Origin of the sequence: Rhizobium brockwellii, from assembly GCF_000769405.2 — a bacterium.
Taxonomy (GTDB): domain Bacteria; phylum Pseudomonadota; class Alphaproteobacteria; order Rhizobiales; family Rhizobiaceae; genus Rhizobium; species Rhizobium brockwellii.
In genome coordinates this window covers 2,825,167-2,846,668 of record NZ_CP053439.1, presented here as the reverse complement: position 1 = coordinate 2,846,668, position 21,502 = coordinate 2,825,167, and the positions used below count along the sequence as shown (strand labels likewise).

Here is a 21,502-nt window from a genome sequence, read left to right as displayed (position 1 = left end):
CAATGCTGATCCAGCTTTCGATCCGCGATATCGTCCTGATCGAGCGGCTGGATCTTGCCTTCGAGACCGGCCTCTCCGTGCTCACGGGCGAGACCGGGGCGGGCAAATCCATACTGCTCGACAGCCTGTCGCTGGCGCTTGGTGGGCGCGGCGACGGCGACCTAGTGCGCCATGGCGAGGACAAAGGCCAGGTAACGGCGGTGTTCGACGTCGGCATGGAACACGGCGCCCGCACGCTCCTGCGCGAAAACGGCATCGATGACGAGGGCGACCTGATTTTCCGCCGCCAACAATCGGCGGACGGGCGCACCAAGGCCTATGTCAACGACCAGCCGGTCAGCGTGCAGCTGATGCGCCAGGCCGGTCAGTTGCTGGTCGAAATCCACGGACAGCACGACGATCGCGCCCTTGTCGACACCAATGCCCACCGCACGCTGCTCGATGCCTTCGCCGGCCTGACCGACGAGGTTTCGGAGGTCTCCCGGCTCTATCGCCTGTGGCGCGACAGTGAGCGGACGCTGAAGAAGCACCGCGAGAAGGTCGAAAGTGCGGCGCGCGAAGCCGACTATCTGCGCTCTTCGGTCGAGGAACTCGAGAAGCTCTCGCCGCAGGACGGCGAGGAGGAAGAACTCGCCGATCGCCGCCAGAAGATGATGAAAGCCGAGCGAATCGCCGGCGATATCGCCGAGGCGTCCGAATTCCTGAACGGCAATGCCTCGCCGGTGCCCCATATCGCCTCGCTGGTGCGCCGGCTGGAGCGCAAGAGCCATGAGGCGCCGGGACTGCTCGAAGACACCGTGACGCTGCTGGATGCCGCGCTCGATCAGCTTTCCAACGCGCAGATGGAAGTCGAGGCGGCACTGCGCAAGACCGAATACGATCCGAGAGAGCTGGAGCGGGTGGAAGAGCGGCTTTTCGCGCTCAGGGCCGCCTCGCGCAAATATTCCGTGCCCGTCACCGAGCTGCCGGCGCTTGCCGTGCGGATGATCGCCGATCTTGCCGATCTCGACGCGGGCGAGGAGCGGCTTACGCGGCTAGAAGCCGAGGTCGGCCTGGCGCGGGAAAATTACGATGCGGCGGCGCGCTCGCTGTCAGACAAGCGCCATCATGCCGGCACAGCATTGGCTGGGGCTGTCATGGCCGAGCTGCCTGCGTTGAAACTCGAACGCGCCCGTTTCATGGTCGAGATCAGCACCGATGCGGGCGAGGCGTTGGCCGAAGGCATCGACGTCGTCGAGTTCCATGTCCAGACCAATCCGGGCACGCGGCCGGGCTCGATCATGAAGGTCGCTTCCGGCGGTGAACTCTCGCGTTTCTTGCTGGCGTTGAAGGTGGCGCTCGCCGATCGCGGATCGGCCCCGACGCTGGTCTTCGACGAAATTGACACCGGCGTCGGCGGCGCGGTGGCCGATGCGATCGGTCAGCGGCTGAAGCGGCTGTCGGAGCGGGTGCAGGTGCTGTCGGTCACGCATGCGCCGCAGGTCGCGGCGCGGGCGGCGACGCATCTCTTGATTTCCAAGGGACCGTCGGCCGACGGTTCGGAAAAGATCGCCACGCGCGTCGCGACGATGGCGCAGAAGGACCGTACCGAGGAGATCGCCCGTATGCTGGCCGGGGCTTCGGTCACCGAAGAGGCGCGGGCTGCGGCTAAGCGGCTGCTGGCCGGCAACGGCTGATATTTCTTCCGACGCTCTTTCCGCTTAGGCCGGCGGGATGACAATCATCCCGCGGCGCGATATGCGCTGAAGCTTCCCGATCGGCGGCGAGCTCAAGCCATGCGACTTTTCCATTTCAGCGACGATTCCAAGATCGCGGCGTTCGAGCCACGCCCGGTTCGCGTCCCGTCTGCCCGCGCGCCCGGCCGGGAATGGCTGAACGGTCCGCTCGTCTGGGCAATCGATGCCGATCATGACTTCATGTATCTCTTTCCGCGCGATTGTCCCCGCATCCTGCTCTGGGCGACGCCGGACACGCCGGAGGCCGAACGGCGGCATTGGCTCGGTGAATGGCGCGCCGTTGCCTATGTCGAGCGTCATTGGCTGGAGAGGCTCGAAGCGGAGACGATCCAACGTTAGGAGATGCCGGCCGAGGGCTTCGAGGATCTGGGTGATGCCGGCATGTGGGTGGCCCGCGGGCGCGTCATTCCCATGGAGAGGACCACCATCTTGCGGCTCGACCAGGAGTTTGCGCCGCGCGGGGTGGAGCTCAGGGTGGTCGATAGCCTGCGGCCGTTGAAGAACCTCTGGAACACCAGCCTGCATGTCAGCGGCATCCGGCTGCGCAATGCCAGGGATTGGGGATAGGCCGGGCAACCGATCTTCCTTTCGAAGGACCGCGGCCACTCTTTTCATCCGGAAATTTTGCTCTAAAAAACAATGCAGATTCTCTGGAGTGATGTTCCATGTCCACCGAAGGTTCCGCCGTCGACACGTTGACGATCGAAGAGGCTGCCGCCGAGCTTGAACGGCTGGCAAAGGAGATTGCGCATCACGATGCGCTCTATCACGGCAAGGACCAGCCGGAGATTTCGGATGCCGATTACGATGCGCTGAAGCGTCGCAATGATGCGCTGGAAGTGCGGTTTCCTGAGTTGATCCGCGAAGACAGCCCATCGCGGCATGTCGGTGCGGCGCCCTCCGTCACGTTCTCGCCCGTCACCCACGCGCGGCCGATGCTGTCGCTCGACAACACTTTCTCGCAGGAGGACGTGCAGGATTTTGTCGCCGGCGTCTATCGCTTCCTCGGCCGGCTGCCGGACCAGTCGATCGCCTTTACCGCCGAGCCGAAGATCGACGGGCTCTCGATGTCGATCCGTTATGAAAACGGTAGGCTGGTGACCGCTGCAACGCGTGGCGACGGCACGACGGGGGAGAACGTCACTGCCAACATCCGGACCATCGCCGAGATCCCCAACGAGCTGCCGAAAGGCGTGCCCGCTGTCGTGGAGGTCCGCGGCGAGGTCTATATGGCCAAGAGCGACTTCCTGGCGCTGAACCGGCAGATGGAGGCGGAGGGCAAGCAGACCTATGTCAATCCGCGCAATACGGCTGCTGGATCGCTGCGCCAGCTCGACGCCAAGGTGACGGCGAGCCGCAAGCTGAAATTCTTCGCCTACGCCTGGGGCGAGATGTCGGAGATGCCGGCCGATACGCAATTTGCCATGGTGCAGACCTTCAAGGACTGGGGTTTCCCGGTCAATCCGCTGATGAAACGGTTGAACTCGGTCGCCGACATCCTGGCGCATTATGACGAGATCGGCCTCGAGCGCCCGGATCTCGACTACGACATCGACGGCGTCGTCTATAAGGTCGACAGTCTCGAGCTGCAGGCCCGGCTTGGCTTCCGCTCGCGTTCGCCGCGCTGGGCGACGGCGCACAAGTTTCCTGCCGAACAGGCCTTCACGATCGTCGAGAATATCGACATCCAGGTTGGCCGCACCGGCGCTTTGACCCCTGTCGCGCGATTGACGCCGATCACGGTCGGCGGCGTTGTCGTCACCAATGCGACGCTGCACAACGCGGATTACATCAGCGGCATCGGCAATAGCGGTGAGCGCATCCGCGACGACGAGCACGATATCCGCATCGGCGATACCGTCATCGTACAGCGCGCAGGCGATGTGATACCGCAGGTCCTCGACGTCGTCATGGAAAAGCGGCCGGCCGAGGCCAGGCCTTATGAATTTCCGAAGACCTGCCCGGTCTGCGGTTCGCATGCCGTGCGTGAAAGGCATGAGAAGACCGGCAAGCTCGATTCGGTCACCCGCTGCACCGGCGGCTTCATCTGCAGGGCGCAGGCGACGGAGCATTTGAAGCACTTCGTTTCGCGCAACGCTTTCGATATTGAAGGGCTCGGTTCGAAGCAGATCGACTTCTTTTTCGAAAACGAGGACGCGTCGCTGCAGATCCGCACTGCACCCGATATCTTCACGCTGGAGAAGCGTCAGCAGCAATCGCTGACCAAGCTGGAGAATATCGACGGCTTCGGCAAGGTCAGTGTCGGCAAGCTCTATGCGGCGATCACCGAACGGCGCAGCATCGCGCTCCACCGCTTCATCTACGCGCTCGGCATCCGTCATGTCGGGGAGACCACGGCGAAGCTCTTGGCGCGCTCCTATGGCACCTATGCGGCCTTTGAAACCGCGATGCGAGAGGCCGAGGCGCTTTCCGGCGACGCCTGGAGCGATCTCAACGCCATCGAAGGTATCGGCGAGGTCGTGGCGCGCGCCATCGTCGAATTCTACAAGGAGCCGCGCAATGTCGAGGTGATCAACCGACTGCTTGAGGAAGTGACGCCCGAGGAGGCCGAACAACCGAAGACGGCAGGCAGCCCGGTTGCCGGTAAGACCGTGGTTTTCACCGGCTCGCTGGAAAAGTTTACCCGCGACGAGGCAAAGGCGAGGGCGGAAAGCCTCGGCGCCAAGGTGGCGGGATCGGTCTCGAAGAAGACCGACATCGTCGTCGCCGGCCCCGGCGCCGGCTCCAAGCTCGACAAGGCGCGCGAACTCGGCGTGCAGACGATGGACGAGGACGAATGGCTGGCACTGATCAGCGGGTGAGGGGCTGACGGCAAGCCGCCAGCCCGTTTACTCAAAGCCTGAGCCGCGCCATCGTATAGGCATCGACGTATTGACCGGCGCGATATCCGAAGGCCTTCAGCAGGCCTTCCTGCTCGAAGCCGAATTTCCGGTAGAGGCCGATGGCCACATCGTTATCGGTGTAGACAGTCAGTTCCAGCCGTTTGATATCGAGCCAGTCATCGGCGGCGTCGACCATCGCCCCGAGCACGATCCGGCCGAAGCCGCGGCCGGTGAAGTCATCATGCACACCCATGCCGATGCTGGCGACGTGCTGCCTGCGGCCGGAGAGACGGTTGAGGCCGGCATTGCCGACGATTTTGCCGTCCAGGGTGACGACGAGGTTGAGCGCGCCGGGCGACGGATTTTCCATGTGTTTGCGAACCTCTTCGATCCTCTGGTATGGCGGCCGTAAGGTGCCGGCCCGGTAGCCCGGCAGATTTATGAGATCGGTGATCTCCTCCGCATCGGACAGGCGGACGGCGCGCACGAGGACGCCATCCGGCAGGTGCGCTCGGCCGCGAGGTTCATTCTCTTCGTTTTCGGACATTCATGCTCTCCATCGGGGTCGGGAGGAGAGCCGGTTTCCGAAAACCCTGCTCGCCTCGGCAGGGTTTCGGGATGATGATCGGATCGCTGCTAACGCGCCATCGCTCCCGCGTACCCTTCAAGGGTCGTGGTGTGATGGATAAGCGCTGCCATGGTTAGGGAAACGATCATGGCGGCAAGTTTCGATATGCGCGTTAAAAAGTCAATCGGGCGTCGTGTCGAATTTGCGCGGCTGGAAGCGGGGCGGTATTCCTGTTCCTGAAGAAACGATTCGGGCTGATGATTTGAAGACCATCGCGATTGACTTCGAGACGGCGAACGAGCAGCGCGGTAGCGCCTGTTCCGTCGGCCTTGCCTGGATCGAGGAAGGCAGGGTGACGCGCGTCGAGGAGCGGCTGATCCGGCCGCGGGACATGCGCTTTTCAGGCATGAACATCGCGATCCATGGCATCCGGCCGGAGCATGTCGAGGATGCGCCCGAGTTTCCCGAGGTAATGGATGAGTTCGAGGAGGATTTTCGCGGCGCGACGATGATCGCGCACAATGCCGCCTTCGATTTCAGCGTCTGGCGGGCGAGCCTCGATCTCTACCGGCAATCCTATCCGGAGCTTACCTATCTCTGCAGCCTGAAGATGGCGCAGCGGATCTGGCCGCATTTCCTCTCGCACCGGCTGAACCTGATCGCCGAGCATCTTGGCCTGCGTTTCGTGCACCACAACGCCGCCGAAGATGCCGCCGTCTGCGCAGCGGCCGCCATCGAGATGGCAAGGGCGGTCAAGGCCCATGCCGTCCACGCCATACCGTCGTTGATCGGCATGAAGCCAGGTCGGCTGACGGCGCAGGCCTATGAGCCCTGCACCTGCCGAAAAGGCTGAGCCCTTCCGCGAGCCCCATTTCTTGCAAAGCATGGGTGCATGCTTATCTAGAATGCGGATTATTCAGGGAGCCGCCATGTCCAGACTGCGCAATCTTCTCCTAGCCGCCTTTTCCTTCTCCGTCCTTTCCGCAGGTGCTGCCTCAGCCGAAGTCGTCGGCAAGGTCGGGGTCGACTGGATCGGCAACGACATCATTGTCGAGGCGGTCTCCGACCCTGAGGTCAAGGGCATCACCTGTCACGTCACCTATTTCGACCGCAGCCTGATCGACCGGTTCAAGAACGGCAACTGGTTCGAGGACCCATCCAACAATTCCATCGCCTGCCGGCAGACCGGGCCGATCGAGATCGGAAATATCGACCTGTCCAAGGATGGCAGCGAGGTGTTCCGCCAGGGCATGTCGCTGATCTGGAAGACGCTGGTCGTCAACCGCATCTACGACAAGACGAACGACACGCTTATCTATCTCGCCCATTCGCGCGAACTGACCGACGGTTCGGCGAAGATGTCGATCTCGACCATTCCGCTCTATGGGCAGAGCGTGACCTGGAAGAATGGGAAGCCGCAATAAGGCGGGGAGGTTCCGGGAGCTTTCCCCCGCATTGTTGAAGACACCGCCCCAAACCCCTCCCCACAAGGGGAGGGGCTTAAACTGCCGCACGTTTCGAGATGAACGAGGCGGGCGCTCCGGGTAGTCCCTCCCCCTTGTGGGGAGGGGTTGGGGAGGGGGCTTCCTAAAAGCTGATTCTATGCCCGCTTTGCTCCTGCATCAAACGAAAAGGCCCGGACGAGCCGGGCCTTCGAATTCCAGATATGAGTATTCCTCAGGCGGCCTGCGTCAGCTCGTCGGCAATGACCGTGTCGAGGTTCAAGAAGCACACCATGGTCTTTTCGAGCGCGACGATGCCGCGGCAGAAGGCGCGCTGGGCTTCCGGGATGATTTCCGGCGGCGGCTGCAGGTCTTCGCTCTTGATGGTCATCATGTCGGAAACCTGCTCGACCAGCAGGCCGACCAGCTTGCCGGCGATGTCGGTGACGATGATCGCCGAGCGCTCGGAGGGCTCGGTCATCTTCATGCCGAGGCGGCAGGCCATGTCGATAACGGGGATCACGGCGCCGCGCAGGTTGATGAGACCCAAGACGTAGGGCGGGGTGTGCGGCATCGGCGTCACTGGTGCCCAGCCGCGGATTTCGCGGATGGCCATGATGTCGATGCAGAATTCCTGATCGCCCAGGTGGAACGAAACGATTTCGAGATAAGCGCCCGACTGCTTGATGGCGTTGTTGTTGTTCATGGTCAGAATTCTTCCCAGTTGTCCCCGGCGGGAGAGGCGATGCAGAACTGCTGTTAAATATATATGTGACGGCTTAAGTCTTTCCTAACGATATGTATTTTCAGATTACCCGTCGCTCTAAAGGCAAACTATTCACAAACATGCCATTTTTGATCCGCGTAGATTCCTGAGGTCGGATTTCATTGCCATTGCAGTTTCTATCGGTGAGACAATTTATCACCGGTCAGAAAACATATTCTTGAATTGCGCGCGTCCGGTCGAGGTTATAATCACGCGGGGCAAAGGGTGGGCAGCAGATATCCGCCTGGATCGAGGATCATGCCAATGAAGACATTCCGCATCGCCGTCTGGGTCGGTGTCCTGATACTGGCCGGGTTTCTCGGAGCGTTTACGCTCAACCTGACGAAGTCGAAGGATGTGGTGGCGGAGGCTCCCTTCGGCGTGCCTTTCACGCTGATTTCCCAAAGCGGACAGCCGATCACCGAGCAGGCTTTACGCGGCAAGCCGACGGCGCTGTTCTTCGGCTTCACCCATTGCCCGGAAGTCTGCCCGACGACGCTTTTCGAGCTGAACGGCTGGATGGAGAAGGTCGATCCGAAGGGCGACAAGCTGCAGGCCTATTTCGTCACCGTCGATCCGGAGCGCGACACGCCCGAGATCATGAACGAATACGTCTCCAATGTTTCCAAGCGCATCACCGGCATTTCAGGCGCGCCTGATAAGATCGCCGAGGTCGTCAAGGGGTTCCGCGTCTACGCCAAGAAAGTGCCGGTCGACGAGAAGGATCCGAACGGCGACTATACGATGGATCACACCGCCTCGGTCTTCCTGCTCGATTCGGCCGGGCGGTTTTCCGGAACAATCGCCTATGGCGAAAACCCGGACACGGCGGTAAAGAAGCTGGAGAATCTCGTCAACAAGGGGTGATGGTTTCAGCGTGATGGGGCGTTGGCTCGACCGATGGCGGGCAACGGAAACGGGAAAGACCGCCTATCGTGAGTGAAATCCGCCTTTACGTGACGACGACCGAAAGCAAGGCCGAAGAGATCCTCGACCTTCTGAGCGCGGTCTTCGGTGAAGAAGACTTTGCCATCGGCACCACCGAGATCGATGAGAAGAAGGATATCTGGGAAGCCTCGATCTACATGATGGCCGAGGACGAGGCTGAGGTGCAATCCCGCGTCGAGGACGCATTGAAGGCCTCTTTCCCTGATGCCCGGCTAGAGCGGGAAGTCATCCCCGAGGTCGACTGGGTGGTGAAATCGCTGGAGGGGCTGAAGCCCGTCCGAGCAGGGCGCTTCCTGGTGCATGGCTCGCATGACCGCGACAAGATCCGCCCCGGCGATATTGCCATCGAGATCGATGCCGGCCAGGCCTTCGGCACTGGCCATCACGGCACGACGGCCGGCTGCCTCGAGGTGATCGATAGCGTGGTGCGCTCGCGCCTAGTCCGCAACGCGCTCGATCTCGGCACCGGCAGCGGCGTACTGGCGATTGCGGTGCGCAAGCTCAGGAACATACCGGTGCTGGCGACCGACATCGATCCGATCGCGACGAAGGTGGCGGCCGAGAACGTGCGCCGCAACGGCATCGCCTCGGGCATCGTCACCAGGACCGCGCCGGGCTTTCATTCGACGGCCTTTTCCGAGCATGGTCCCTTCGATCTCATCATCGCCAACATTCTCGCCCGGCCGCTGATCCGCATGGCGCCGAAGCTTGCGACGCATCTTGCGCCTGGCGGATCGGTCATTCTCTCCGGCATCCTTGCCGGGCAACGCTGGAAGGTGATTGCCGCCTATAGTGGCGCGAGGCTTCGCCATGTCAGAACCATCTGGCGCAACGGCTGGGTGACCATCCACTTCGACCGGCCCTAATGCGCGTCGCATAGAATTTGATTCATGCAACGCGAGTAGGTCCTTGTTTTTATGCAATGCCGTTATCCCTAAACCGCTGCACAGTTTTGGGCGGCATGCATTGGATCCTAAATCGGCAAAAGAAAAAGGCGGTGCCGATGGCACCGCCCTAGACCGGTCTATCCGGTCAATGCCCGCGAGCTCAAGGGGAGGAGCGCTCGAGCGGGCTCTACTGCATTCCAATAGGCCGGTCCGGGAGGGAGGAGACGGACTGGCTTTCAGGCTTAGAACGCGTAGCTGGGGGCGCCCTTGTGGCGCGTGGCCCGCTGGCCGGCGCCGAGCAGCTTGAGGCTGTCCTCGTTCTGCGGGCGGCGGGCGCCGATCACGTGACGCACGGTCTGGCGTTCGCCAGCCTGCACCGGGCTGCTATATGCGAAGCGCGAGAGAGAGGCGGTCATTTCAAGAATTCCTTTGTTTACAGGTTCATCACGAACCGTTCGATGACGCCTATATAGCTATTCTGAAATGCGGAGGCAGAGGTTTTTGCTCATGGGAGCCATGCGGCCAATGCATAAAGCGTGCCAAATTAACTTTTGGCGTCACAGTTCCGTCAAAATGTTGAGCGGCCCCAGGGGTTTCGACCCGTTTGGTCGCTTTTTCTCCCCATCGGTTGAAATTTCGCTAACATAGCGGGCATCCCATTAACCGGATTCGTTTCAATCATTCGGGTTTCCAGCATGTTCCAGTCTTTCGAGGTTACCTCCACGCCGCAATTCGGCAGGGATCGTGTATCGGCGCTGCGCGCCGGTTTCGATTCGCTCGGCATCGACGCCTTCCTCGTGCCGCGCGCCGATGAATTCAACGGCGAATATGTTCCCGCATGTTCGGAGCGCTTGGCATGGCTGACGGGCTTTACCGGTTCGGCCGGTATTGCGCTCATCCTGCGCACGCAGGCGATTGTCTTCGTCGACGGGCGCTATGTGACGCAGCTTGCCGAACAGGTCGACGGTTCGGTCTTTTCGGGCGGCGATCTCGTCAATGAGCCGCCGCATGTCTGGCTTGCCGCAAACGGCAGCAATGGCCTGCGGCTCGGCATCGACCCCTGGCTGCATGCAGGGGCCGAGGTGCGCCGTCTGGAAAAAGCGCTGTCGCAGATCGGTGGAACGCTGATATTCCTGCCGCACAATCCGCTCGACAGGCTCTGGGCTGACCGGCCGGCCGAGCCGCTCGGCGCAGTCAGCATCCAGAACGTCGCGCAGGCCGGCGTGCTGGCGAGGGAGAAGATCGCGACGATCGCCGCCGATCTTTCGAAGAAGAACCTTGCGGCGGTGTTGATCGCCGATCCCTCTTCGGTCGCCTGGACCTTCAATATCCGCGGCGCCGACGTGCCGCATACGCCGCATCCGCTGGCGCGTGCCATCATCCATGCCGACGGGCGGGCCGAGATCTTCCTCGACAAGCGCAAGACCGGCATCGAGCCCGAGGCCTATCTCGCGCAGATCTCCACGCAGCTGCCGCCGTCGGCGCTGGAAGAAAAGCTCGCCGCCGTTTCCATGGATGGCGGCCGTGTGCTGATCGACCCCGATATCGCCGCCTATGCGCTGGCCGAGATTATCCGCAAGGCGGGCGGCGAAGTGATGGAGGGCACCGATCCCGCCAAGCTGCCGCGCGCAGTGAAGAACGACGTCGAGATCAACGGCTCGGCCGCCGCGCATCTGCAGGACGGCGCGGCGATGGTTGAATTCCTCTATTGGCTGTCGCAGAGAAAGCCCGGCACGGTGAGCGAGATCGCTGCCGCCGAGCATCTCGAAGCGGCGCGAGCCCGCGTCGGCCAGAGCATGCAGAACCCGCTGAAGGACATTTCCTTCGACACGATTTCGGGCGCCGGCGAACATGCGGCGATCATGCATTACCGCGTGACGACCGAGACCAACCGGATGATCGCGGCCGGCGAACTCTTCCTGATCGATTCGGGCGCCCAATATATCAACGGCACGACCGACATCACCCGCACCGTCGGCATCGGCAGAGTTTCGGAAGAGCATCGGCGCTTCTTCACGCTGGTGCTGAAGGGGATGATAGAGATCAGCACCGCGCGTTTCCCCAAGGGCACGCGCGGCTGCGATCTCGATCCGCTGGCGCGCATCGCACTGTGGCGGGCCGGCGCCGATTTCGCTCACGGCACAGGCCACGGCGTCGGCTCCTATCTCTCGGTGCATGAGGGACCGCAGCGCATCTCCAGGCTTTCGACGCAGGAACTGCTGCCCGGCATGATCCTTTCGAACGAGCCGGGCTATTATCGGCCCGGCAGCTTCGGCATCCGCATCGAGAACCTGATCTATGTGCGCGGGGCCGAAGAGATCGAGGGCGGCGATGCGCCGATGCTCGGATTCGAGACGCTGACTTTCTGCCCGATCGACCGCAGCCTGGTCATTCCGGCGCTTCTGACCCATGACGAACTACACTGGTTCAACGATTATCATCGCCGCACATGTGAGGCGCTGATGCCGCTCATCCATGTTCACGATGTCAGGGCGTGGCTCGAAAACGCGACACTGCCGCTGGAATATTGAGAAAACAGCATTACAGCGTCGGCGACGCTGTAATGCCTTGAATTTCTGCGCCGGCTTTCGGGCCGGTGCTCAAGCGCCGATCGTGTGGCGCCAGCTCATCACGACGATCCAGGCGGCGACCAGCATCCATGTATGGCTGAAGCGCAGGCCGATGAAGAGGGCGACGATTAGCGCCAGCTTCGATTCCCAGCCGCCGATGAAGAAAGCGGGGGCAACCAGCGTCGTCAGCACGGCGGCCGGCACGGCATTCAGCGCCGCCTCCATGCGCGGGGGGATGCTCTTCATTCGGGTGATGAGGATATAGCCGCCGATGCGGGTGGCGAAGGTGGCGGCGGCTGCGGCGAGGATGACGAGCGCCATGTGAAGATCGAATTCCATGGCTCAGACCTCGTGCACTTCAGATTTGAGGGCGTCGGCTTCGAGATCAGCCTCTTGCGGCGGCAAAGGCAGCACGGCGGCGAGCGCGATGCCGGCGGCAGCACCGAGGCTGACATGCCAGGGCGAGCCGACGTAACGGTAGGCGAACACGGAAGCCACCGCGCTGACGAGCGCCACAGGCAGGAAATTGTCTCGCTTGCGGAAGCCGAGGACGATGCCGAGGAAATAAGCCGGCAGCAGGATGTCGAGGCCGATGGCCTTGGGATCGCCGATGAAGCCGCCGAGCATGCCGCCGGCGACGCTGATCAGCACCCAGGGAATGTAGATGATGATGGCAAAGCCGAAATACCAAGCGAAGGTGAGTTGCCGGCCGGTCTCGGCGCGCTTTACCGCTTCGGCGAATTGCGGATCGACGAGCAGGAAGAAGGTGAAGAATTTCTGCACCGGCGTGAAATGCCCGATGTAGCGCGCCAGCGCCGCCGAATAGAGCACGTGGCGGAAATTGACGGCGAGGATCGACAGTACGATCAGCCAGGCGTGGACATTGTGACCGAAGAGTTCGATGCCGACCATCTGGCTGGCGCCGGCATAGACGGTGGCGCTCATGAAGGCGGCTTCGGAGAGCGACATGCCGTTTTCGACCGCAAGCGCTCCGAAGAGAGCGCCAAAGGGCGCCGATGCCAGCGCAACGGCGGAGCCGCCCCGCAAACCTTCAACAAAGTCGGCGCGATTCATGCGATCTTGTCCAGTTGGAATTCAAGTTTTCCCTTATGGTCTGCGGCTTGCGACCGCAATTGAATTTCCTTGATTGACCAATCGATTTTGCTGAACCATCGAAGTCCCGATCGCATTCGCAAAGAGGCAACCATGAAAAAGATCGAATTTTCGAAGGAAGAAAAGGCTGAGATCGTTTCGCGCATCCGCGCATATTTCGACCGGGAACTCGATCCCATCGGCGCATTGCCGGCTGAATTCCTGCTTGACTTCTTCGCCGAGGAGATCGGGCCGTACTTCTACAATCGAGGGCTGAGAGATGCCCAGGCCGCCTTATTGCAGAGAATGGACGACGTAGCCGAGGATATCCATCTTCTTGAGAGGGAGGAAAAATTCTAAAGCGCGTCGCGATCTTTCAGATTCGCTTGTCGCGCTGTTACGCATGTCGTTGTCGCAAAATCGCTGCACAGTTTTGCGCGACATGCTTTAGCGCCCTAAAATCAAACAGGGGTTTCACTTAACGCCAAATTATTTCTGCGCCGATATGGTCGTGACGCTTTCGTTCACCGGGTTGCGTGTTATTTGGCCGTGATTGTCTCCACTATCGATGAACCTCGATTCGCCAAGCTCGGCAAGGCGTTGATCTTTATGGTGTGGCTTGCGCTGGCGTCTGCGCTTTGCCGGTCCGAAACGGTCTGGCGTGACGAGGTTCGTGCTTTGTCACTCGCCCTCCAGGGGGATAATTTCATCGATATGCTTCGCCAGATGCATGGCGAGGGTCATCCTGCTCTCTGGTATATCCTGCTGCGCGCCGCCTATGTCGTGGTCGGTTCGCCTGTCGTCCTGAAGATCGTCGCCCTGACGATTGCGGCGGCTGCGGCCTATCTTCTTGTTTTCAGGCTGAAATTGCCGCTTTCTATTATGCTGCTGTCGCTGTTCAGCAGCTTTTCGGTTTACGATTATGCCGCGATGTCGCGAAATTACGGCATCAGCATGCTGATTATTTTCCTTATCGTCCTGAGTTGGGAGAAAGGAACACGCAACGGGCTATTGCTCGGCCTGTTGTTTGCCTTGCTGGCAAATACCAACGTCCATTCGGTCGTCCTCGTCGGCGGCTTCCTCGCCTATTGGTTTTTCGATTTAATTCTGGCTCGACCAAGGCCGCCTCTGACGGAATATCTGGCCTTTGCGACAGCAACTGCCATTGCCGCGGTTGGAATTGTTCTATGTTTCGTAACAGTCTATCCGACCTTCAATGATACGGGGCAGAACGACCTCAGTGGCAAGAATTTCGCCTTGCTTGCCCTTGGTGCTCTTGCCGCGCCCAGTTCCCATTTTATGGAATTCTATCCCGGCCGCGTCCTCGAACTGGTCGTGGCGTATCCGCTGGCCTCGCGGATTTTCGCAGCGTTGATGTCCGTGCTCATCTACGGCAGCCTGTTGGCCCTGGCGAACCGGCGGCCGGCGATGATCGCAGCCGGACTGGTTCTCGTAGGGCTTTCGCTGCTTTTTACGCTTGTCTATCCCGGCGGATACAGACATCAGGCGCTCTGGCTGGTTTTCATGATCGCCATCACCGCCTTGACCACACATACTCAGCGCGAGGGGAGCGCTGTCGGCGCCGAGGCTGCTGGGGGGATCGTAAAGTTCGGACGTCTGTGCTTCCTGATATTGCTGGCGCTACAGGTCATGTCCGGTATCGAAAAGATCAATCAGGCCTTCATAGCCGAAATACCCCTGAGCCGAAGCAAGGATTTCGGTGCGTTCATGCAGTCGCGCCCTGATCTTAAGGACGCGGTCATCATGGCGGATCCCGACTATCTCGTGGAAGCCTTGCCCTATTACGTCTCCAATCGCACCTATCTTCTGCGGGAGGAGCGGTTCGGCGACATCGTGCGATATACCCGGAACGCGCGGCTTTCGCTCAGCCTTGCCGATATTCTGCAAACGGCACATCGATTGCAACAGAGTGAGCATGTGCCTGTCGTCGTTCTTCTTTCGCAGCGGCTTGATCAGATTACTGCGCCCGTTTCCCTGCGTGAAAGCTACGTTTGGCGGTTGTCTCTGACGCCGGAAGATATTTCTGCTTTCCAGAGCGCGACAAGCCTCGTCAAGCGCTTCGGCCCGGTTGCCGGAAGCGATGAGACGTTCGACGCCTACGTATTGAAATAAGACGCCAGTCAGCAGAGTATTTGCGCAACACGTTCACGCGGTTGCTGCTGGCATCCTCGATGAAACGCAGATCCCTGAGGAACGCGCCGGCGCGTCTCAGCCCTCGCGCTTCATCCGTTCTCTGCGTGCGATCTCGGCTTGCGAAGGCTCGGGCATTCCGAAGCTGCCGGTTTCGACCTCGCCGGCGCGCTCGTAAACGCTCATGATGACGCCGGTCGTCGATACCGAGTTGGCCGTGAGCTTCAGCGCCTCCGGCTTGGCGCCCTTGCCGAACAAGCGCTTCCCGGGGCCAAGGATGAGCGGGAAGGTCAGGAGCCGGAGTTCATCGATCAGGTCGTGCGCCAACAGGGTTTGCAGCAAGCCACCGCTGCCCTGCGTCAGGAGGTCGGGACCGTCCTCTTGCTTCAAGCGAGCGATTTCGGTGGCGGCATCGCCGCGCAGCGCAACGGAATTTTCCCAGGTGAGCGGCTCTTTCGAGGTGGTTGCGACATATTTGGTCGCGGCATTGAAGGCTTTTCCGACGGGATCGTCTTTGCCGACGAAGGGCCAGTGCGCTGCGAAGATCTCGTAGGTCTTGCGGCCGAGCAGCAGCGCGAAGGGGTCGACAAAAATCCCGTCCATGAAACCGCCCATCGGCTCGTCCCAGTAATTGACGGTCCAGCCGCCAAGGGGGAAGCCGCCGGTGGGATCCTCCTGCGGTGCGCCCGGCGCCTGAATCACGCCATCCAAGCTCACGAAGGCTGCGGTAACAAGCTTTCTCATCTCTCAACTCCCATGATTGGTGCGTTCAGAGCCAAGGACGGATGGACGTGTGCCGATCCGACATCTGCCACATTGTCTTTTCTCGCTGATCTCAATCAGCCGGCCAGGACCTTGGCGCTGTCGACGATCGCGATGCCATGCGCCCGCATCTCCTCGATGGCGGCGGCGACGCCTTCGGGCGTGATGCCGCGGCTTGCATCCTCTATGAAGCGCACGTGGATACCAGGCATCATCTCCAGCGCGTCGAGCGCGGAGAACTTGACGCAATAGTCGGTCGCCAGCCCGCAGACGTCGAGGTCGGTGACGCCCTGATCCTCGAGGAAATCGGAAAGGCCGGTCGAGGCATCGTGGTCATTGTCGCGGAAGGCCGAATAGCTATCGATATAGGGATGCTCGCCCTTCTGCTGGATCAGGTCGATCTCTTCGGATTTGAGTTCGGGATGCAGTTCGGCATCGAGCGTACCTTGAATGCAGTGGTCGGGCCACATCATCTGCAGCTTGCCCGACAGTTCCCCCATCTCGAAGGGGGCGGCAGCCGGATGGGCGGAGGCAAAGCTGCCGTGGCCCGGCGGATGCCAGTCCTGCGAAGCGACGATCAGATCGTATTTGCCGCTGTCGATCAGCCTGTTTGCGACGGGAACCACCTTGTCGCCGTCAGGCACCGGCAGATTGCCGCCCGGACAGAAGCCGTTCTGAATATCGACGAGCAGCAGCGCTTTCATCAAGGCCAATCCCTTCGCTTTATTGCAGTGTAAGACGCCAAGCACACTGAATGGATCAACTAGTGGATTTCCAGGCGCGGACGCGCAAGTGTTAATTCTGGCACTAGCGGTAGTAAGTCGTCGAAACAGAATGCTCTAATGCAATCATTGCGATAGTTAGCGGCGGTTCTCGTGTTGAAATGGAAAGGAGGGATGAGGATGGCTCGTGCATGATTTTCTGATCGCAGACACAGCCCGCGACGGCGGCAATTGCCGCGTAGGACGCTTTTGTGCGGCATCGATGGATCGAGGCTCCCCCGGCAGAGCCCGGATCTCCCGGCTAGACCGCCGCCACGTTGTCGGCTGCAGAATCACCTGCTGCGGCGGAAGCGCCGTAGGTATTGCGATAGGCTTGGAGAGCCGTCTGCATATCGCTCAGCACCTTGGTGAGGAGCGGATCGCTATCACCTGAAGTCTTGATGCTGTTCGGATCGGCGGCGAGGAATTCGGACTCGGTCAACTTGCCGTCGCCATTGGTATCCATCGCTGCGAAGACGCCCTTGGAAGCGTCGTCGCTCTGATCGCTGCCGTCGCCCTGATCGTCGCTGCTGTCGGTCTTCTGCATGGACAGCATCAGCGACAGAATGTCGGCGGTGATCTTCTTGACGATGTCGGTGCTGCTGTCGTCGCTGTCGGTCGACGTCGTACCCGATGTCGAGGACTGCGAGGCGGCGGCCAACTCGTCCGCCGAAATGACGCCGTCGCCATTCTTGTCGAGGCTGGAAAGCGGAGACTGGTACTGGGTCACTGTGCTGCCGAGAGATGAAACACTGGTCACTTGAACCTCCTTTGAAAAGTTCGTCGTGAAGCCTGCCTTTCATGGGCGGGCAACCTTTGGGCTAAGCTGATTTGCAGAAGGAAGCCTGCCTTTCATGGGCGGGCAACCTTTGGGCTAAGCTGATTTGCAGAAGGCGTCAAAGCGACGTTTTGACAGGGTAGAAGTGCGATTGACCGCGCGTGGCGACCCACGTTAACCTTTCGGTTACCAAAACTGTTTCATTGGAATTATTGGCTTTTTTTGGCGATCGATGGGTTCCGGCGAGCGGAAGCGCATGCCTGCGATAGCAGGAGATCGCGCCGGCGCGGCTTGCGGAAGGGGCAATGGGCTATATGCCAGCTCTCCGCCGCTGCGGCATTTCGTCCGCCTTCGCGAAGCGCTATGCCAAGCCGATCTTGCTCCCTGCCGCGATTTCTGCCTTTCTTGCCTCAGCAGCAAGCCGGAGCGAAGCCATGTCCGAGCCAGATCCAGACGAAAAGATCGATGCGACGTTCCGCAACGGATCGCTGACGGCGGCCGGGATCATCCTCGGTTTCTCCCTTAATTTTATCAGTGTCTGGGTTTCCAATCCCAACGACTGGAGCCGCATCGATATCCTGCCGATGCTGTTCCTCGTCGTCGGCATCGCCATCCAGGTGAAGGTCTTCGCCGATCTGCTGGCGCGCGACTCACTCATCGCCGTCAAATATGATCGGTCGCGCCGGCTCTTTCTGATCGGATTGGGGATAGTCGCTGCGGGAATGGGCATCGCCCTCGTCAACGATATTCTCGGGCTCGGAAGGATGCGGATGCTTGGGTGAGCGTTTCGCGTCGTGCTGACGCGAGGTCACACGCGCTCGACGAACCCATCCAGCACCCGCTTCTGTCCCGCCCGGTCGAACTCGATCGTCAGCTTGTTGCCTTCGATGCCGGTGATGTTGCCGTTGCCAAATTTCAGGTGGAACACGCGGTCGCCGAGCGTGAAGCGCGACGGTTCCGCGGATGTGGATTTCACCACCAGCTCACCTTCGATCGTGCGTCCCTTCGGACCGCTTTCGCCGTAACCGATGCGTTCGACGGCGTGGCCAGAGCGGGTGCCCCAGTTGTCGCGTGTGGCGTCGGTCTTGTTGGCCTGAGCGCGTTTCCAGCCGGGTGTGGAATAGGAATTGGCGAAGGGTTCGGCCTTGTCGAAGCGCGACTGGCCGTAGCCGCCGCGGCCGTAACCGCCATAGCTCTGCTCCATTTCGGCGACCTCGACATGGGTGACCGGCAGTTCGTCGAGGAAACGCGAGGGCAGGGTCGATTGCCAGAGACCGTGGATGCGGCGGTTGGAGACGAACCAGATGTGGCAGCGGTGCTTGGCGCGGGTGATGCCGACATAGGCGAGGCGGCGTTCCTCCTCCAGGCCGGCGCGGCCGCTCTCATCCAGCGAGCGCTGGTGCGGGAAGAGGCCTTCCTCCCAGCCGGGCAGGAAGACGGTGTCGAATTCGAGGCCCTTGGCCGAGTGCAACGTCATGATCGAGACTGCATCGAGGTTCGCGTTGGTTTCGGCATCCATCACGAGGGAGACGTGTTCGAGGAAGCCGCGCATCGACTCGAAGCTTTCCATCGAACGGATCAGTTCCTTGAGGTTTTCAAGGCGGCCGGGGGCTTCGGCGCTCTTGTCGTTCTTCCACATGTCGGTATAGCCGGACTCTTCGAGGATCTGCTCGGCAAGTTCGGTATGCGGTGTATTTTCAAGCAGTTCCTGCCATCGGCGGAAAGATTGAATCACGTCGAAGAGCGCCTTTCGCGCCTTCGGCTTCAGCTCGTCCGTCTCGATGATGTCGGCGGCTGCCGCAAGCATCGGGATATCGCGGGCACGGGCATAGTCGTGCAGCGCACGCACCGTCGTATCGCCGAGGCCGCGCTTCGGGGTGTTGATGATACGCTCGAAGGCGAGGTCGTCTGAGGCTTGAGCGACCAGGCGGAAATAGGCCATGGCATCGCGGATTTCGAGGCGCTCGTAGAAGCGCGGGCCGCCGATAACGCGATAGTTGAGGCCGAGGGTGACGAAGCGGTCTTCGAATTCACGCATCTGGAAGGAGGCGCGCACGAGGATCGCCATGTCGTTCAAGAGATGCTTGCCGCGCTGGAGCTGCTCGATCTCCTCGCCGATGGCGCGGGCTTCCTCCTCCGAATCCCAGGAGGCGTGGACCTGCACCTTGGCGTCGTCGGGGTCGGAGCGGTCGGTGAACAGCGTCTTGCCGAGGCGGCCCTCATTATGGGCGATCAGATGGGCGGCTGCGCCGAGGATATGTTCGGTCGAACGGTAGTTGCGCTCGAGCTTGATGACCTTGGCGCCGGGGAAGTCCTTCTCGAAGCGCAGGATATTGTCGACCTCGGCGCCGCGCCAGCCATAGATCGACTGGTCGTCATCGCCGACGCAGCAGACATTCTGCAGCTCGCCCTTGGGGCGCTGGGCGAGAAGCCTGAGCCACATGTACTGGGCTGTGTTGGTATCCTGGTACTCGTCGACGAGGATATAGCGGAAACGGCCGTGATATTCCTTCAGGAGATCCGGGTTCTTGCGGAAGATCGCGATCGGGTGCATCAGCAGATCGCCGAAATCGCAGGCGTTCAGTGTCGAGAGGCGGGCCTGATAGGCGACATAGAGATCGCGGCCGCGGCCGTTGGCAAAGGCGCGGGCGTCGCCCTCGGGGATATCGGCGGGGCCGAGACCCTTGTTCTTCCAGGTATCGATCATGCCGGCGAACTGCTTGGCCGGCCAGCGCTTGTCGTCGAGGCCTTCGGCCTGGATCAACTGCTTGATCAGGCGGACGACGTCGTCGGTATCGAGAATGGTGAAATCGGAGCGCAGGCCGACGAGCTCGCCGTGGCGACGCAGAAGTTTGACGCCGATCGAATGGAAGGTGCCGAGCCAGGGCATGCCTTCGACGGCGCCACCGACGAGCAGCGCGATGCGCTCCTTCATCTCGCGGGCCGCCTTGTTGGTGAAGGTGACTGCGAGGATCTGCGAGGGGAAGGCACGGCCGGTGTTGAGGATATGGGCGATGCGGGTCGTCAGTACGCGCGTCTTGCCGGTGCCGGCGCCGGCCAGCACGAGGACGGGGCCTTCCAAGGTTTCGACGGCTTCGGTCTGCTCGGGGTTCAGCCCGGCGAGGTAATCCGGCCGCTTGCCGCCGTCACGAGCCGCCATGGCGCGCGCCGCGATGCCGCCACCGGCGACAGGCCCCCTTTCGGCGGGTGCGGCAGGCGGCTGCGGCTTGCGCGCCATCTCGCCCGGCTCTTCGTCGAAGAAGGGCATATCGTCGAAACTATTGCTCATGGCGCGTAATGTAGTGATTCGGGAAGGAAAGACCAGAAAAGATGTTCTGCTTTCATTCCTGAGCCGCCGCTATCCCGGGCGGTAGGTTGCGGGCAGCAATGCCGCCGCAGAGCGCAGCTATGGTCGTCACGCGGGCGAGCGGGGCTAAAAATTTCGGATCGCGGCCTGTCGGAACAAGCGCCGGTGGGGCGTCCTTGGGTCATCGGACAGCCGTCCGGATCAGCACCGTCAACAAGGAGGCCGTTTCATGCCGAAGGTCGTTTCAAATCTGTGGTTCGCCGAGGAAGCACGCGAAGCCGTCGAATTCTATGTGTCTGTTATCCCGGACTACATGATCGGCCGCACCACCATTTTGCCGGCGGAAACGCCGAGCGGGCCTCCCAGCAGTGTCGAACTGATCGAGTTCACGCTCGCCGACCAGGCCTTCCTGGCGATGAAGGCCGGCCCGCTCGATAGCTTCAACCATTCCTTCTCGATCGCGATTCTCGTGGAAAGCCAGGCCGAGATCGATCGGATATGGGAGGCATTCCTCGCCAATAGAGGCACGCCGGAGGCCTGCGGCTGGCTGAAGGACCGCTGGGGTCTTTCCTGGCAGATCGTGCCGCGCATGCTGTCCGAAATGATCGCCGACAGCAACCGCGAGCGGGCCAGGCGCGTAACCGAAGTGATGCTCGGCATGGTCAAGATCGATATCGCCGCGCTGGAGAAAGCGTTCAACGGCTGAATCGCCAAGGTGGGCGCATGATCGAAATGCGTCCGCCGGCGTGCCGTTGAAGGTCAAGAATATAAACGGCGCTGCAATGAAATGTGAACAGGGGCTGGCAGTTGAGAAAAACCGGGGCAGAACGTCAGTTCGGCCGTGTTCTACCAGATGATCTCAGTGAATAACCTCTACCGATTGGCTTTCGC

Annotated in this window: 20 protein-coding genes and 1 pseudogene; 12 read left to right on the top strand and 9 right to left on the bottom strand. The window is 61.0% G+C overall.

What is annotated here, in order from left to right; genetic code table 11:
• Positions 1-2: 2 nt before the first annotated feature.
• From recN to ligA, 3 genes and pseudogenes are all read left to right on the top strand, one after another.
• Positions 3-1,676: a DNA repair protein RecN gene (gene recN / locus RLCC275e_RS14245; protein ID WP_033180947.1), complete on the top strand. Its 1,674-nt coding sequence runs from the start codon at positions 3-5 to the stop codon at positions 1,674-1,676.
• A 99-nt stretch (positions 1,677-1,775) separates the two neighbouring features.
• Positions 1,776-2,303 (top strand): annotated as a pseudogene (locus tag RLCC275e_RS14240) (DUF6886 family protein).
• 98 nt (positions 2,304-2,401) lie between these two features.
• Positions 2,402-4,558, top strand: a complete 2,157-nt coding sequence (ligA, locus tag RLCC275e_RS14235) for an NAD-dependent DNA ligase LigA (protein WP_033180946.1) — start codon at positions 2,402-2,404, stop codon at positions 4,556-4,558.
• 31 nt (positions 4,559-4,589) lie between these two features.
• Here ligA and RLCC275e_RS14230 read toward each other — a convergent pair whose 3' ends face one another.
• Positions 4,590-5,126 carry a GNAT family N-acetyltransferase gene (locus RLCC275e_RS14230; protein ID WP_033180945.1) on the bottom strand — a complete coding sequence of 179 codons (537 nt, stop codon included), beginning with the start codon at positions 5,124-5,126 and terminating at the stop codon, positions 4,590-4,592.
• A gap of 283 nt (positions 5,127-5,409) precedes the next feature.
• Between RLCC275e_RS14230 and RLCC275e_RS14225 the strand changes: the two genes are divergently transcribed.
• Positions 5,410-6,000 (top strand): 3'-5' exonuclease, encoded by a 591-nt coding sequence (locus tag RLCC275e_RS14225; RefSeq protein WP_033180944.1) that lies wholly within the window; start codon positions 5,410-5,412, stop codon positions 5,998-6,000.
• A gap of 76 nt (positions 6,001-6,076) precedes the next feature.
• Positions 6,077-6,571 (top strand): CreA family protein, encoded by a 495-nt coding sequence (locus RLCC275e_RS14220; protein WP_033180943.1) that lies wholly within the window; start codon positions 6,077-6,079, stop codon positions 6,569-6,571.
• A 253-nt stretch (positions 6,572-6,824) separates the two neighbouring features.
• On the opposite strand, the gene RLCC275e_RS14215 is transcribed toward RLCC275e_RS14220, so the two are convergent.
• A complete protein-coding gene (locus RLCC275e_RS14215; RefSeq protein ID WP_003541378.1) occupies positions 6,825-7,295 on the bottom strand; it encodes a chemotaxis protein CheW in 471 nt (156 codons plus the stop codon).
• 324 nt (positions 7,296-7,619) lie between these two features.
• Between RLCC275e_RS14215 and RLCC275e_RS14210 the strand changes: the two genes are divergently transcribed.
• Both RLCC275e_RS14210 and RLCC275e_RS14205 read left to right on the top strand, forming a co-directional pair.
• On the top strand, positions 7,620-8,222 hold the full coding sequence (locus RLCC275e_RS14210) for an SCO family protein (protein ID WP_033180942.1): 603 nt from the start codon (positions 7,620-7,622) through the stop codon (positions 8,220-8,222).
• A gap of 68 nt (positions 8,223-8,290) precedes the next feature.
• Positions 8,291-9,169 carry a 50S ribosomal protein L11 methyltransferase gene (locus RLCC275e_RS14205; protein ID WP_033180941.1) on the top strand — a complete coding sequence of 293 codons (879 nt, stop codon included), beginning with the start codon at positions 8,291-8,293 and terminating at the stop codon, positions 9,167-9,169.
• Between the two features lie 263 nt (positions 9,170-9,432).
• Here RLCC275e_RS14205 and RLCC275e_RS14200 read toward each other — a convergent pair whose 3' ends face one another.
• A complete protein-coding gene (locus RLCC275e_RS14200) occupies positions 9,433-9,606 on the bottom strand; it encodes a hypothetical protein (protein WP_003541368.1) in 174 nt (57 codons plus the stop codon).
• A 279-nt stretch (positions 9,607-9,885) separates the two neighbouring features.
• Here RLCC275e_RS14200 and RLCC275e_RS14195 point away from each other — a divergent pair, with 279 nt between their 5' ends.
• Complete coding sequence (locus RLCC275e_RS14195; protein WP_033180940.1) at positions 9,886-11,721, top strand: aminopeptidase P family protein; 1,836 nt, start codon at positions 9,886-9,888, stop codon at positions 11,719-11,721.
• Positions 11,722-11,790: 69 nt separating this feature from the next.
• On the opposite strand, the gene RLCC275e_RS14190 is transcribed toward RLCC275e_RS14195, so the two are convergent.
• On the bottom strand, positions 11,791-12,099 hold the full coding sequence (locus RLCC275e_RS14190) for an AzlD family protein (protein ID WP_003541364.1): 309 nt from the start codon (positions 12,097-12,099) through the stop codon (positions 11,791-11,793).
• A 3-nt stretch (positions 12,100-12,102) separates the two neighbouring features.
• Positions 12,103-12,834 carry an AzlC family ABC transporter permease gene (locus RLCC275e_RS14185; protein WP_033180939.1) on the bottom strand — a complete coding sequence of 244 codons (732 nt, stop codon included), beginning with the start codon at positions 12,832-12,834 and terminating at the stop codon, positions 12,103-12,105.
• A 132-nt stretch (positions 12,835-12,966) separates the two neighbouring features.
• On the opposite strand from RLCC275e_RS14185, the gene RLCC275e_RS14180 reads away from it, so the two are divergent.
• Positions 12,967-13,212 carry a DUF2164 domain-containing protein gene (locus tag RLCC275e_RS14180; protein ID WP_033181033.1) on the top strand — a complete coding sequence of 82 codons (246 nt, stop codon included), beginning with the start codon at positions 12,967-12,969 and terminating at the stop codon, positions 13,210-13,212.
• Positions 13,213-13,395: 183 nt separating this feature from the next.
• Entirely contained in the window at positions 13,396-14,985 is a 1,590-nt protein-coding gene (locus tag RLCC275e_RS14175; RefSeq protein ID WP_033180938.1) for a hypothetical protein, read from the top strand.
• Positions 14,986-15,081: 96 nt separating this feature from the next.
• Here RLCC275e_RS14175 and RLCC275e_RS14170 read toward each other — a convergent pair whose 3' ends face one another.
• From RLCC275e_RS14170 to RLCC275e_RS14160, 3 genes are all read right to left on the bottom strand, one after another.
• On the bottom strand, positions 15,082-15,747 hold the full coding sequence (locus tag RLCC275e_RS14170) for a dihydrofolate reductase family protein (protein WP_033180937.1): 666 nt from the start codon (positions 15,745-15,747) through the stop codon (positions 15,082-15,084).
• Between the two features lie 95 nt (positions 15,748-15,842).
• A complete protein-coding gene (gene pncA, locus RLCC275e_RS14165; protein WP_033180936.1) occupies positions 15,843-16,469 on the bottom strand; it encodes a bifunctional nicotinamidase/pyrazinamidase in 627 nt (208 codons plus the stop codon).
• A gap of 319 nt (positions 16,470-16,788) precedes the next feature.
• Positions 16,789-17,286: an EF-hand domain-containing protein gene (locus tag RLCC275e_RS14160; protein ID WP_033180935.1), complete on the bottom strand. Its 498-nt coding sequence runs from the start codon at positions 17,284-17,286 to the stop codon at positions 16,789-16,791.
• A gap of 452 nt (positions 17,287-17,738) precedes the next feature.
• On the opposite strand from RLCC275e_RS14160, the gene RLCC275e_RS14155 reads away from it, so the two are divergent.
• A complete protein-coding gene (locus tag RLCC275e_RS14155; protein WP_003560970.1) occupies positions 17,739-18,086 on the top strand; it encodes a hypothetical protein in 348 nt (115 codons plus the stop codon).
• A gap of 26 nt (positions 18,087-18,112) precedes the next feature.
• Here the strand turns inward: RLCC275e_RS14155 and RLCC275e_RS14150 are convergent, their stop codons facing one another.
• Complete coding sequence (locus RLCC275e_RS14150) at positions 18,113-20,593, bottom strand: ATP-dependent helicase (protein ID WP_130707792.1); 2,481 nt, start codon at positions 20,591-20,593, stop codon at positions 18,113-18,115.
• Between the two features lie 247 nt (positions 20,594-20,840).
• Between RLCC275e_RS14150 and RLCC275e_RS14145 the strand changes: the two genes are divergently transcribed.
• A complete protein-coding gene (locus RLCC275e_RS14145; RefSeq protein WP_033180934.1) occupies positions 20,841-21,317 on the top strand; it encodes a VOC family protein in 477 nt (158 codons plus the stop codon).
• Positions 21,318-21,502 lie beyond the last annotated feature (185 nt).